The organism is Rhodococcus sp. BP-261, assembly GCF_019835205.1.
GTDB lineage: Bacteria > Actinomycetota > Actinomycetes > Mycobacteriales > Mycobacteriaceae > Rhodococcoides > Rhodococcoides kyotonensis_B.
The window spans coordinates 163,676-176,982 of sequence record NZ_JABUCO010000001.1 but is presented as its reverse complement, the minus strand read 5'-3'; the positions used below and the strand labels follow the sequence as shown (position 1 = coordinate 176,982).

The window sequence follows — 13,307 nt, the reverse complement described above, 5'->3', positions numbered from 1 at the left end:
CGGCGAAGAAAGGTCGGACAATGAAGCGGCAACGCGACGCCTTCACCATCGGAATCGACGTGGGTGGCACCAGCCTTCGGGCATCGGTGGTCGACTCTTCCGGGCAGGTCATCGATTCCACGCAGTCGCCGACGCCGCATTCGGCGAAGGCTCTCGAGCACGGACTCGACCGTGCGGTTCAGGAACTGGCTGCGCGACACCCTGTTTCGGCAGTCGGCCTCGCTGTCGCCGGCTTCGTCGACGCGGACAGGACCTCGGTACGCTTCGCGCCCCACCTGCCGTGGGTCGACACTCCCGTCGCGAAGCAGATGAGCGATCGCATCGGCCTTCCGGTCGTTCTCGAGCACGACGCGAACTCGGCTGCCTGGGCCGAATACCGATTCGGCGCTGCCGCGGACGGCAAGAACGTCGTCATGGTGGCGATCGGAACGGGCATCGGTGCAGCGCTGCTGATCGACGGCAAGATCTACCGCGGAAGCTTCGGTGTGGCCCCGGAACTCGGACACATCCAGGTGGTTCCCGACGGCCGCGCGTGCCCGTGCGGTAAGCGCGGGTGTTGGGAACGCTATTGCAGTGGAACGGCTTTGGTCGACACGGCGGTCGAGTTGCTCGCTGCGGACGATCGGGGATCGTCGAACATCCTGGCGCGGGACGTGTTTCTCGACCCGGGTTCCCTGACCGGTCGTCGCATCGCGTCGGCCGCGCACGAGGGCGACGTCATCGCGCGACGCACGATGGAGGATTTCGCGCGGTGGCTCGGCGTCGGTCTGTCGTTGGTCAGCGACGTCTACGACCCCGACCTGATCGTCATCGCGGGTGGCGTGGCGACGTCGTCGGATCAATTCCTCGACAAGGCGAGGGAGCACTACGCGTCGCTCGTCACCGGAGCCGGACATCGGCCTGTCGCCACGATTCGCAGCACGCAGCTCGGCGAAGCGGCCGGCATGATCGGCGCAGCGGACCTCGCGCGTTCGGAGTTCGTTGTCACCAGCCGGTGAACAGCATGTGACCTCTGTCCCCACCTTCGCGGTGATGTGGCTGCCGTCATAAACGGTAGGTAGAGTCACCAGCGAATCAGTAGGTGGGACCGTTCGACGACGTGCGTTTTCGGACCGGACAAGAATCGAATCAGGAAGGACGCCATGTGGTACTGGCTGTTCAAGTACGTGCTCATCGGTCCACTCCTGGTTGCGTTGGGTAGACCGACGATCGAAGGCCTCGAGAACATTCCGGCCCGTGGGCCGATGATTCTGGCGAGCAATCATCAGGCGGTGCTGGACTCGTTCTACCTGCCTCTCAAGGTGACGCGTCGTATCACGTTCCTCGCCAAGAGCGAGTACTTCACCGGACCCGGTCTAAAGGGCGCGTTTCAGAAGTGGTTCTTCACGGCGGTGGGTCAGGTCCCGATCGACCGGACCGGAGCGGACGCGGCCCAGGATGCGCTCAACGCGGGCGCCCGCGTGATCGGCAAGGGCAAGCTTCTCGGTATCTACCCCGAGGGCACTCGGTCGCCCGACGGACGTCTGTACAAGGGCAAGACCGGCATGGCGCGTCTGGCGCTGCAGACCGGGGTTCAGGTCGTTCCCGTCGCGATGATCGGTACCGACAAGATGAACCCAATCGGGTCGAAGGTGTGGCGTCCGGCCAAGATCACCATCAAGATCGGCAAGCCGATCGACTTCTCTCGGTTCGAGGGCATGGCGGGCAATCGCTTCGTCGAACGTGCGGTGACCGACGAGGTCATGTACGAACTGATGCTTCTGTCGGGTCAGGAATACGTCGACGTCTACGCCGCCTCGCTGAAGAAGACCGCGGCCCCCGCGGACGGGGGCGCCGAGCGTCTCCCCGAGACGAAGGCCAGCTAAGCGCGTCGCACGAGAGGTGTTGCGGCGCAAGCCGCGACGACGATCGCCGCGATTCCCCACCACACGTACGACGACGCGGCGATCTGGTCCCACATCGGCCAGCCGAGGCCGGACCAGCGTCCGACGGCAAGCTGCCAGTGCGGTGCGAAATGCAGGACGACGACACCGATTCCGACGAATGCCAGCGCGACGACATTGCGTCGACGCCAGGCGAGCGTGCCGAGCGCGACGAGGAACGGCACCGTCCAGACCCAGTGGTGCGACCACGACACCGGTGACACCAACAGCCCGAACACAGCGTTCACTCCGAGCGCGAGGGCGGTCTGGTGCGTCGCGAAGGCGCGTCGCATCGCGTAGAACGTGACCGCCAGCAGCATCAATGACAGCACGATCCACAGCATCGAGCGGACGGAATCGTCCATGCCGAGTCGCGCGAGCATTCCGGTGATGCTCTGGTTGGCGGGATAGGCGGGACGCCCGATCCGATCGGAGTCCACGAGAACTTTCGTCCAGTACTGCAGCGAGTCGGAGAACGTGGCGACGAATCCGAGCGCCGTGAACGCGAGGAAGCTGACGCCGGTGACTATCGCCGCTCGAAAGTCCTTACGAAACAGGAAGAACAGGACGAACACGGCAGGCGTCAGCTTGACGGCGGCGACGAATCCGACGAGGGCGCCGCGGGGCCACGGAGTTTTCTTCGGAAGGCAATCCGCAGCGACGAACGCCATCAGCAGGATGTTGATCTGCCCGTAGTCGAACGTCGAGAACACCGGCTCGAGAATCATGGACACCGCGAACACCGCGCCTGCTGCCCACAGCAGCAACGTTCGCGGCGAGTACCCGAGCGACACCAGCGTGAGCACGATCGTGCCGAACAGCAGCGCCAACGACAGCACCGTGACGACGATCCCCGCCCAGTGCAACGTGATCAGCGACAACGGTCCGAAGATCACCGCCGCGATGGGCGGGTAGGTGAACGGCAGTGTGTTGCCCAGCGCGGTCGGCGGCATCTCGCCGTACAACGGTGTCCCGGACATGAACACCCCACCACCGAGGCGGTACACGTCGAGATCGATTCGGTAGTAGTCGCCGAGCGCACGAAGTCCGGGGAACCCGACCAGGTTGTAGGCGAGCCCCACTACCGCAGCCACCAGCACGGCAGCCCAGGCGACGGGAACGAGCCACGTCGCCCGGGAGCGTCGACGCGGTGCGGCGACGTCGTTCGCAGCCGGTTCGGGCGTACTGGCGTCGGACAGCGTGGTGAGGTCGGGTGGCGTCAACGAAACTTCCTTCTGATGGCGGTCGATCTCTGTCGGCACCGGCGTCGGCGCTACTGTGTCTTCTCGTGCGCTACTTCTACGACACAGAGTTCATCGAAGATGGTCGCACAATCGACCTCGTCTCGATCGGGGTCGTCGCGGAGGACGGTCGCGAATTCTATGCGGTGTCCTCGGAGTTCGACCCCGAGCGCGCGGGCAAGTGGGTTCGACGCAACGTGCTGCCGAAGCTGCCACCGTACTCGTCGCCGCTGTGGAAGAGCCGTGCGCGGATTCGTGACGAGCTGCTGGACTTCCTCGTCCCGACGCCGGGTGCCGACGTCGAACTGTGGGCTTGGATCGCGGCCTACGACCACGTTGCGCTGTGCCAGTTGTGGGGCGACATGACGGAATTGCCCCGCTCACTGCCGCGCTTCACCCGCGAGCTTCGTCAGCTGTGGGAAGACCGGGGAAGCCCCTACCTGCCGTCGGCGCCGGACGACGCGCACGACGCACTGGCCGACGCCCGTCACAATCTCGCGAAGTTCCGGGCGATCGAAGCCGCATCTCTCTGATCTCGGCCACCCGCATCATTACTGCAGGCTCCACTCCCAGCCCCCTCGGGTCATTACCGCAGGCTCCACTCCCAGCTCTGGAGGCCGGTTTCGGCGTGGCCGCATCAGCGAATATCCTGGGGCACGTGAACTGGACTGTCGACGTACCCATGGATCGTTTGCCCGAGCTCCCGCCTCTGTCTCCGACACTGCGGTCGCAGCTCGACGACGCGCTCGCCAAGCCTGCTGCCCAGCAGCCCAACTGGGACGCGTCGCAGGCCGAGAACATGCGCAAGGTACTCGAGAGTGTGCCGCCCATCACCGTTGCCGGTGAGGTCGAGTCGCTGTCGGATCAGCTCGCCGCCGTCGCACGCGGCGAAGCGTTCCTGCTGCAGGGCGGTGACTGCGCCGAGACGTTCGTCGACAACACCGAGCCTCACATCAAGGGCAACATCCGAACGTTGCTGCAGATGGCCGTCGTGCTCACGTACGGCGCCAGCATGCCGGTCGTCAAGGTCGGCCGCATCGCCGGCCAGTACGCCAAGCCACGGTCGTCGAACACCGATGCGCTCGGTCTGCAGTCGTACCGGGGCGACATGGTCAATGCGCTCGTCGCCGACGAGGCGGTTCGCCGTCACGACCCGTCGCGCCTCGTACGCGCCTACGCGAACGCCAGCGCCGCGATGAACCTGGTCCGCGCGCTCACCGGGTCGGGTATGGCCGATCTGCACCGAGTGCACGACTGGAACCGCGAATTCGTGCAGAGCTCGCCCGCGGGTGCCCGCTACGAGGCGCTCGCCGGCGAGATCGACCGCGGACTGCGCTTCATGGACGCGTGCGGCGTGACGGATCCGAATCTCGAGGCCGCACAGATCTTCGCCAGCCACGAGGCACTGGTTCTGGACTACGAACGCGCCATGCTGCGCCTCGACAACGCCGACGCCGACAACCCCAAGCTGTACGACCTGTCGGCACACTTCCTGTGGATCGGTGACCGAACCAGGCAGCTCGACGGTGCTCACATCGCGTTCGCCGAACTGATCCAGAACCCGATCGGCTTGAAGATCGGTCCGACGACGACGCCCGAGATGGCGCTCGAATACGTCGAACGTCTCGACCCGACCAACAAGCCGGGTCGTCTGACGCTCATTTCGCGCATGGGCAACGGCAAGGTCCGCGACCTGCTGCCGGCCATCGTCGAGAAGGTGCAGGCGTCCGGACACCAGGTCATCTGGCAGTGCGACCCGATGCACGGAAACACGCACGAGGCATCGACGGGCTACAAGACGCGCCACTTCGACCGCATCGTCGACGAGGTCCAGGGCTTCTTCGAGGTCCACCGCGGCCTCGGCACTCATCCCGGCGGCATCCACGTCGAGCTGACCGGGGACAACGTCACCGAATGCCTGGGTGGCGCGCAGGACATCTCCGACCTCGACCTGTCGGGTCGCTACGAGACGGCGTGCGACCCGCGCCTGAACACCCAACAGTCGCTGGAACTGGCGTTCCTCGTCGCCGAGATGTTGCGCGGCTGACGAAACGCTCGCCGAACGATCAGGGAAGCGAGACGACGGACACCGACGAGCCCGGGGCCACTCTGGTACCCGGGCTCGGGTTCTGCGAGATGACGAGCGATCCGTCGGTGTCGACCACCTGACGGACCGTGAAGCCCAGCTCGAGACCCTGTACGGTCTCGCGTGCCGAGCCGACCGACCTGCCGAGCAGTGAGGGTACGGTGATAGCGTTCGACACCGTCAGTCGTACGGACGTGCCTGCGGTCACCGACGTGCCGATCTTCGGATTGGTGCCGATGACGGATCCGCCGTCCACGCGCTTGTCGAACTCGACGTCGGTGCCCGACACCGTGATTCCCACGGCAGCCAGGGCGGCGACGGCGTCGGACTCGCTCATCTTCTCGACGTTCGGAACGTCGACCGGGGGAGCGCCCTTCGAACGCAGGATCTCGACGGTGTCGCCGACCGAGAGTGTCGTGCCGGGCGGCGGATCCAGCGCGGCAACGCCGCCGACCGGTGCCGTCGTGCTGAACGCCTCGCCGCCGTCGACCGGTTCGAACGTCAGGTCCCGTAGCTGTTGCTGCATGTCCCCGATCGCGATGTTCGGCGCGATGTCCGGGACCACGGGTGACCCGAGAGACACGAGCAGAGACACGGTGTCGCCCTTGGGGATACGTGCGCCGGTCGCGGGATCGGTACCGATCAACGCGTCGACCGGCACGGTGTCCGAATACGTGCCTCGCGTATCCGTCGTCAGTCCGGCGGCCTCGATTTCCGACGTCGCCGATGCCACGTCCAATCCCTCGACGAGGGGAACGGACGTGTAGCGACCCGACCCCATCCACCAGCCGCCGATCCCGACGAGTACCGCCAGCAGTGCGACGATGGTCAGCCAGACGACGATCGCTCGACGCGACCGATGGCGGTCCGCGTCGAAGTCGGGGAATCGATACTGACGCCGATCCGGCGGCGCAGGCGGGGGAGTGTCGTTGCCGGCCCACTGGTCTCGCGGAGTCGGTGCGGTCTGCACGCGGGTGTGCTGGACGCCGTCCGCGGAGGGGTCGGCGCGGACTTCGGTCGGCGGGACGGCGACGATCTCGGTTGCCGGTGAACGCGCGGGGTCGGGTCGCTCACCCGCGAAGGCCGTGGGCGCACCCAACGCGGCGGCACTGCGATGCTCCGCGGACCTGCGGGGCGCCGGGACACGATAGGGCGGCAACGCGAGCCGCGCGCAGACCGCGCGCAGCGCACGGGCCATCTCGTCGGCGTTCTGGAAGCGGCCTGCCGGGTCGCGCACGGTGGCGCGTCGGACCAGGTCGTCGAACTCTTCCGGCACGCCCGCTATGGCGTCGCCCGGTCGCGGTACGTCGTTGTCGATGCGCTGGTAGGCGATGGACAAGGACGTGTCACCGGTGAACGGTGTCCGTCCCGTCAGAAGCTCGTACAGGACGACGCCCACGCCGTACACGTCGCTTCCGGCGTTCGCGGAACCGGTCGTCACCTGCTCGGGTGACAGGTAGGCCGCCGTGCCGAGAATCACACTGCTCGACGTCGCATTGGACGCTGCGACGGCCCGAACGAGTCCGAAATCGGCGATCTTCACGTCGCCCGAGTCCGAGATGAGAATGTTCTCCGGCTTGATGTCGCGGTGCACCAGACCGGCGCGGTGGGCGGTGCCGAGGGCATCGAGTACCGGACGTAGAACCGCAGCGGCGGCGTGCGGGGGCATCGGGCCGCGCTCGCGCAGGAGTTCGCGCAACGTGCCGCCCTCGACCAGTTCCATCACGAGGAACGCGTATTCTCCGTCGCGACCGTGGTCGTAGACGGCGACAAGCCCTGGGTTGTTCAGCCGGGCAACGGCCCTGGCCTCGAACTCGAACCGGGCGACGAACTGGGGATCGTGGGCGAACTTCGGATCCATGATCTTGACCGCAACAGGCCGGTCCAGGCGTGTGTCGAGCCCTCGGTACACCGTGGACATGCCGCCGCGGGCGATAGGCGCGTCGATGCGATATCGCCTGTCGAGCATCGAACCCGCTGACGCGGACCCTACGGACATCACCTGGGGATCACCTCCATCGAAAGTCGCTACTCCGGCGATGGTAGCCAGCGCAGGTATCGCCTCAGTCTCGATGGACCGCGGTGCGGCCCTGGCTTTTCGTAACCGAGAGCGAACCCGTTAACGTTACCGGAGTGAGCACAATCCCTTACGCCGCCGACGTTCTCGACCCCTCCGAGTCCCTTCTGCAGCTGACCGACGTCAGCAAGGTTCTCGGCGTTCCCATCTCGCGTGTCGAGCAGATGCTGCGTGATCGGCATCTCATCGCGGTCAAGCGGAGCCGCGTTCCCGGCGTCCCCGAGGTGTTTCTCGACACCGAGGGCGGCAACGTGGTCAAGGGCCTGCCCGGTCTGCTCGCGGTGCTGCACGACGGCGGATACCAGGACGACGAAATCCTTCGGTGGCTGTTCGAGTCCGACGACAGCTTGCCCGGCCGTCCCGTCGACGCGATGCACGGGCACCTGATGCGCGAGGTGATCAGGCGCGCGCAGGCGATGGCCTTCTGAGTTTTCCGCGCGCGCTCGTCCACCCGGCGGACGCCAGCCCGGGAGCTGCGACGGACAACCGTCGCAGACCCCCGACACGTGCTCGCTGATGCAGCACGCGATAGCCGCCGTCCTCGACCTCGCGGAGAATGTCTCCGTACAGCGTCAGGGCGGTGCGCATTCCCGGACGAACCGCCGGATCCAGCATGTCGATGCCCGGCTCCGCGGTGCGATACACGGCGCGGGTATGGGCGATCAGATGCGCGAGCGCTCGTTCGAGACGCGCGTCGGTGCGACCTGTCTCGCGGCAATGGTGCAGCAGGCCCTCGTCGACACCGAACGCAGCGAGCTCGTCGGTAGGAAGGTAGATCCGGTCCCGGTCGAGGTCCTCGCCCATGTCGCGGATGAAGTTCGTCAGCTGGAATGCCTCGCCCAGCGCGGCGGCGGGTCCTTCGGCGACGCGCCGATCCACCGCGGTGCCGAGGATCGGGAGCATCTCGAGGCCGATGACGGCCGCGGAGCCGTACATGTACTCGGTCAACTGGTCCATGGTTCGGTAGCGCGACCGGAACATCGGTGTGCCGGGAATGTCCATGCGCATCGAATGGAAGAAGGCGTAGAAGTACTCGTGCGGAATCGCATAGCGCTCGGTGGTGTCGACCAGCGCCCTGAGCACCCGATCGGACTTGCTACGGCCGAGAGCGCCGCCGTTCAGCGCGGCTCGAACATGGTGTTCGAGGACGTCGACCTTGGCGCTCGCCTCGCGGTCGATCGTCGAGTCGCTGTCGTTCGCGGTGAACTGCGCGTCCTCGGGTAGTTCCGGCAGTTCGACGTCGGCGGAATCGACGTCCACGTCGACGATGTCGTCGACCATCCTGGCGAATCCGTAGAGGGCGTGCACTGCCGCTCGTTTGTCCGCAGGCAGCAGCCGGGTCGCGAGGAAGTACGTCTTGCCGTGTTCGGCGTTCAGGTCCCTGCAGATCGCATAGGCGTCGTGCAGCGCTGGGTCGATCCCGTCGAGTTCACCCACGGTCTGCGGCTGAATTCTCGGCGGCGGGTGCGGGGGACGGCGTCGAGCGCAGTCGTAGCGGGTCGACTCGCGTCAACGACAGAGCGGCGACGACGGCAGCGAACGTCGCGAGAGCGACGTGCACGAACGTGTACAAACCGATGGAGCCGTCGGGCCGGAACACGAGCATCAGCCACGTCGACAGCCCGACGAGAATCATCAGCGTCCGGGTGGAGAGCGCGAACCCGGCCGCGATGGCAAGCGGCCACGAGTAGTACCACGGCAGGGCGGCGGGGGACAGGACGACCACCGCGACCATCGCGATGACAATGCCTTTCACGGCGTCGACCTCGGTGCGACGGAACTTCCACCATGTTGCGAGCACGACGACGACCAGCGCGATACCGCAGATCATGCGTGTCACTTCGAGGACCGGGGCCAGACGAATGTCGAGGAACCACGAGGTGCTGACGGTGACCAGATGGGCCATGATCGTGGGCAGCGACAGCCAGTTGATGATCTTTGCCGAACCCGACAAGGCTGTCAGCCAACCGATTCCGACGCCTGCCAGGGCCGACATCACAGCGAACACGCCCACGAAGACCGCGAAGCCGGCACCCGCGGTCTTCGCGAACGCGGCGATCGGCGACAGGGGCTTGCGGTTCTCCTCGATCGCTTTCTGCTTCTCGTGGATCATCCAGATCCACACGATGAACGGCAGGGCGAGGCCTGCCGTCGCCTTGATCGCCACACCGATCGCGACGAGCACGATGCCTGCGATATGGCGTCGTTCGAGGACCAGAACGATGCCCGCAGCCATCAGTCCGACCATGAGCAGTTCGTTGTGGACGCCGCCGATCAGGTGGATGAGGACGAGAGGATTGAGCACGGCCAGCCACAGGGCGATCGCGGGTGTGCCACCGAGATGGTCGGCGAGACGCGGAACGGCCCACACCATCAGCGCGAGTCCGGGCAGCATGGCGAGGCGGAAGAACATCGTGCCGGCGATGACGTTGTCGCCCGTCACCGCGGTGATCGCCTGCCCGATGAGCAGGTGCAGCGGCCCGTAGGGTGCCGTCGTCGTGGTCCAGACGTTGCTGACGTTGTCGAGAAGGACGCCGGGGTTGGCGACGGGGCCGACGGCGTACGGGTCGAAGCCGTCGCGCAGCAGAGCGCCCTGCGCGAGGTAGGAGAACGCGTCGCGGCTGAACATCGGCACGGCGAGCAGCATCGGAGCGGTCCATGCGGGCACGACCCATCGCAGCTCGCCGAGCGTCGTGCGTCCGGCCAGCGTCGCGCGGCCGAGTCGAACCCACGCGATGATCATCAGCAGCACGCCGACCCACACGATGATGCTCGACAACACCAGACCGTGTCCGAAGCGCAACCAGGACAGGTGCATCGATTCGAGGAGCGGGTCGCGTCGTCGAACGCTGCCTGCGCCGAACCCGCCGAACGTGATCATGATTCCGCCCACGACACCGAGCAGCGCGGCATGGCCTTCCGGGCTACGCAGGAACGCAGACAAGCGCCTCACACGAGACGACGACGCTGGTGTCCTGGACGGGGAGTCGCTGGAATCCGTGGCACCCGAGGTGGCGGCATTCGACGAGATCGACGACATTGCCGGGTCATTCTCCTCTCGGATGGCTGCGGAAGGTGTGGCAGAAGGCGTGCTTTCCTTCCGGACCGGAGTCAGTTTAGTGCTTCCCGTCGTCGTCTCACGAACCGCGACGTTTCGGTGTGTGCAGCGTCGCGTGCAGTGACCCGCGGCCCGAGTACTCGTTCGGCGGCAAGTCTGCCCGAGACGAGGACGGTGGGCACGCCGACCCCCGGTGTGGTCGCGGATCCGGCGAGAACGACGTTGTCGACGCCTCGTACCAGGTTCTCACGTCGGAACGGCCCGGTCTGCCGAAACACGTGCGACGAAGAGAACGGGCTGCCGTGCAGCATGCCCTTGTCCGCCCAGGTCTTCGGGGTGTCCAGGTGGTCGACGACCATTTCCGCTGCCAGGTGCTCGTAGCCACGCTGCTCGAGCACGAGCTGGATCTCCCGCATGTACGGCTCGCCGAGGCTCTCCCAGTCGAGAGGCGCGCTGTCCAGATTGGGACACGGCGCCAGGACCGAGATCGGCTCGACCGTCTCGCCGCCACGCGTGATCAGCAACGACGGATCCGAAACGGCGGGGCGTGTGATCAGCAGCGACGGGTCTGCCATCAGCTGTCCGCGGCCGGCGCGCGCGGTGATGCGGGTGAACGTGCGCGCCCACTCGTCGCCGAAATCGATGGTGTGGTGAGCTCGCGCCGGCCAGGTGTCGGTGACACGCGTCGGGACCGTGCCGTGGAAGACGACCGCCGACGGGGACACGAACGAATACCCGCGGCGTCGACCACGTGCGGTGATGCCTGCGCCGTCCAACAGGCGATCGACGACGGGCAGATCCGGCGTCAACACGACGGCGTCGCACGGGAAGCGGCGGCCGTCCGCGGTCTCCACCGCCGTGACGCGTCCGTGTGCGACGTCGAGACCGGACACGTCGGCCCGAGTGACGACGGTGCCACCGTTGCGCACCAGTGCATCGGACATCGACCGGGCGATGGCCGACATGCCCCCTTCGGGGAAGTACACGCCCATCGACGTGTCCATGTGCGCGATCGCTCCGTACACGGCGAGAGCTTTCGCAGGCGCCATGCCCGCGTAGAGCGCCTGGAACGTGAAGACGCGGCGCAGCCGCTCGTCCTTCAGGTACGACCCGACGCGTGGTCCGAGCCTGCCGAAGCCGCCCAGGACGAGGAGTTTCGCCGTGTCGCGCAGCGCAGGTCGGCTGGACACGAGGTCGAGCGGTGAGTCGAAGTTCGAATCGATGTAGCGATCGAATTCCGCGTCGAAGATGGCCGCGAGCCAGCGACGAAGCCTGCGGTAGCCCTGGGATTCGTTCGGGCCACACGCTCGCTCGACCTCCGCGGCCATACGTTCGGGGTCGGAGAACACGTCGATATGGCTGCCGTCGGCGTAGCGCGTGTGATAGCTGGGCGACAGGGTCTTCAATCGCAACGGCGGCGACGTGCTGTCGAACGACTCGCCGACAGCACCCAACGCGGAAGCGATCAGCTCGGGCATCGTCAGAACGCTCGCCCCGTTGTCGATGTCGTACAGCGGCTGTCCGTCGTCGCCCGGCACCGTGTAGGTGCCGACGCGTCCGCCGACCGCGTCGTCGCGTTCGAGCACGGTGACACGACGGCCTGCCCCGGTCAGATGAAGGGCTGCAGACAGCCCGGCCAACCCTGCGCCGACGACGACTACCGAGTCCGTCGGGCCGGCTATCGATCGTGGTGTGGACATGTGACCTCCGGAACCGATCAGTATTTCCGCTGCGTGGCAGCGATGGCGATGGCGTGCAGCCGGGCAGCGGCCTCCGCGTCGATGTCGGCGGCTGCCAACGTGTCGAGCGCGCGTTCGGTCAGTTCGGTGATCCGCTGCTCGACATCGTCGACAGCACCCAGATCCGTCAGGGCGGCACGAATGGCGTGGATCTGCTCGTCGGTGAGGTCCTCGGAACCCAGTGACGTGCGCAGCAGCGTCGCGACGTCGGCGTGACCGGCGTCGGCTCGCTGCAGTCCGACGGCCATGAGCACGGTCCGTTTGCCCTCGCGAATGTCGTCGCCCGACGGCTTTCCGGTGACAGCGGGGTCTCCGAAGACGCCGAGCAGGTCGTCGCGCAGCTGGAACGCGACGCCGATGTCCGTGCCGAAGGACCGCAGACTTGCCACGACGAGGTCCGACGCCCCCGCGATGGCAGCGCCCAGGTGCAGCGGACGTTCGACGGTGTACGCGGCGGTCTTGAACCGGTTGACGCGCATCGCGGCGTCGACGGATTCGTCCCGTCCTGCCTCGGCTTCGATGTCGAGGAGCTGCCCGCCGAGGACCTCCGTGCGCATCGCCGACCACACCGGAGAGATGCGGGCCATGGCGGACGCGTCGAGTCCGGACTCCCGCAGCATGTCGTCGGCCCAGCACAGCGCGAGATCACCGAGCAGAATCGCGGCGGATTCACCGAAACGCGTCGCCGATCCGGACCACTGCTGCGCCCGATGCCGTTCGGCCAGCCCGACATGGACGGTCGGAAAGCCGCGCCGCGTGAGGGAGGCGTCGATGATGTCGTCGTGAATGAGCGCGCACGCCTGAATCAGTTCCAACGACGCACACGCGCGAAGGACGGCGGACGCGTCCGGCCCGTGGCGGTCACCGCCCGCGCCGAGCCACGCCGTCCAGGCGAACGCGGGTCGAAGGCGTTTACCGCCGCGAAGGACGAATGCGACGAGGTCGTCGACGGCGTCCGCGTACCCGCCGCCCAATGCGCCGACCAGCTGCCGATTCGACGCGAAGAACTCGGTCAGCGCCGTCTCGACGAGCTGAGCGGTGTCTACGGATTCGTCGCGCACTGCGGTGTCGAGTCCACTCGATTCACGAGTGGGGGACGAGGTCAGGTCTCCGGACAGGGGATCCTCCGTAACGGGCAGGTGGGCGGGCTGGCCGGAGCCAAGCCTAATGGGTGATTCCGACAG

Annotated in this window: 11 protein-coding genes; 5 read left to right on the top strand and 6 right to left on the bottom strand. The window is 66.6% G+C overall.

Annotated features, from left to right (window positions below):
• Positions 1-20 precede the first annotated feature (20 nt).
• Both HQ354_RS00790 and HQ354_RS00785 read left to right on the top strand, forming a co-directional pair.
• Entirely contained in the window at positions 21-998 is a 978-nt protein-coding gene (locus HQ354_RS00790) for an ROK family protein (RefSeq protein ID WP_068420645.1), read from the top strand.
• A 144-nt stretch (positions 999-1,142) separates the two neighbouring features.
• Entirely contained in the window at positions 1,143-1,865 is a 723-nt protein-coding gene (locus tag HQ354_RS00785) for a 1-acyl-sn-glycerol-3-phosphate acyltransferase (protein ID WP_068420647.1), read from the top strand.
• Here the strand turns inward: HQ354_RS00785 and HQ354_RS00780 are convergent.
• On the bottom strand, positions 1,862-3,145 hold the full coding sequence (locus tag HQ354_RS00780) for a glycosyltransferase 87 family protein (RefSeq protein ID WP_374107327.1): 1,284 nt from the start codon (positions 3,143-3,145) through the stop codon (positions 1,862-1,864). The two genes, HQ354_RS00785 and HQ354_RS00780, sit on opposite strands and share 4 nt — an antisense overlap.
• Before the next feature lie 65 nt (positions 3,146-3,210).
• Here HQ354_RS00780 and HQ354_RS00775 point away from each other — a divergent pair, with 65 nt between their 5' ends.
• Positions 3,211-3,696 (top strand): polyadenylate-specific 3'-exoribonuclease AS, encoded by a 486-nt coding sequence (locus tag HQ354_RS00775; protein ID WP_222634007.1) that lies wholly within the window; start codon positions 3,211-3,213, stop codon positions 3,694-3,696.
• 125 nt (positions 3,697-3,821) lie between these two features.
• Positions 3,822-5,210, top strand: a complete 1,389-nt coding sequence (locus HQ354_RS00770; protein ID WP_222634006.1) for a class II 3-deoxy-7-phosphoheptulonate synthase — start codon at positions 3,822-3,824, stop codon at positions 5,208-5,210.
• Between the two features lie 19 nt (positions 5,211-5,229).
• Here HQ354_RS00770 and pknB read toward each other — a convergent pair whose 3' ends face one another.
• A complete protein-coding gene (gene pknB, locus HQ354_RS00765) occupies positions 5,230-7,248 on the bottom strand; it encodes a Stk1 family PASTA domain-containing Ser/Thr kinase (protein ID WP_222634005.1) in 2,019 nt (672 codons plus the stop codon).
• Between the two features lie 134 nt (positions 7,249-7,382).
• Here pknB and HQ354_RS00760 point away from each other — a divergent pair, with 134 nt between their 5' ends.
• Positions 7,383-7,754 (top strand): Rv2175c family DNA-binding protein, encoded by a 372-nt coding sequence (locus tag HQ354_RS00760; protein WP_068420655.1) that lies wholly within the window; start codon positions 7,383-7,385, stop codon positions 7,752-7,754.
• Here HQ354_RS00760 and HQ354_RS00755 read toward each other — a convergent pair.
• The 4 genes from HQ354_RS00755 to HQ354_RS00740 form a co-directional block, all read right to left on the bottom strand.
• Positions 7,726-8,763, bottom strand: coding sequence for a phytoene/squalene synthase family protein (locus HQ354_RS00755; protein ID WP_068420657.1), 1,038 nt, complete (start codon positions 8,761-8,763; stop codon positions 7,726-7,728). The genes HQ354_RS00760 and HQ354_RS00755 overlap by 29 nt on opposite strands.
• The gene (locus tag HQ354_RS00750) at positions 8,756-10,366 is read right to left on the bottom strand and encodes an alpha-(1->6)-mannopyranosyltransferase A (protein WP_114330563.1); all 1,611 of its coding nucleotides are present in this window, start codon (positions 10,364-10,366) and stop codon (positions 8,756-8,758) included. The genes HQ354_RS00755 and HQ354_RS00750 overlap by 8 nt, the downstream gene beginning before the upstream one ends.
• Before the next feature lie 71 nt (positions 10,367-10,437).
• Positions 10,438-12,084 carry a phytoene desaturase family protein gene (gene crtI / locus HQ354_RS00745; RefSeq protein WP_222634004.1) on the bottom strand — a complete coding sequence of 549 codons (1,647 nt, stop codon included), beginning with the start codon at positions 12,082-12,084 and terminating at the stop codon, positions 10,438-10,440.
• Between the two features lie 17 nt (positions 12,085-12,101).
• Positions 12,102-13,241: a polyprenyl synthetase family protein gene (locus tag HQ354_RS00740; protein WP_374107329.1), complete on the bottom strand. Its 1,140-nt coding sequence runs from the start codon at positions 13,239-13,241 to the stop codon at positions 12,102-12,104.
• Between the last annotated feature and the right edge of the window lie 66 nt (positions 13,242-13,307).

What these genes read in the sequence shown, in the direction of transcription:
- pknB (WP_222634005.1), bottom strand. Translation starts at nt 7,248, where the DNA reads ATGTCCGTAGGGTCCGCGTCAGCGGGTTCGATGCTCGACAGGCGATAT.
- HQ354_RS00750 (WP_114330563.1), bottom strand. Translation starts at nt 10,366, where the DNA reads ATGTCGTCGATCTCGTCGAATGCCGCCACCTCGGGTGCCACGGATTCC.
- HQ354_RS00790 (WP_068420645.1), top strand. Translation starts at nt 21, where the DNA reads ATGAAGCGGCAACGCGACGCCTTCACCATCGGAATCGACGTGGGTGGC.
- HQ354_RS00785 (WP_068420647.1), top strand. Translation starts at nt 1,143, where the DNA reads ATGTGGTACTGGCTGTTCAAGTACGTGCTCATCGGTCCACTCCTGGTT.
- crtI (WP_222634004.1), bottom strand. Translation starts at nt 12,084, where the DNA reads ATGTCCACACCACGATCGATAGCCGGCCCGACGGACTCGGTAGTCGTC.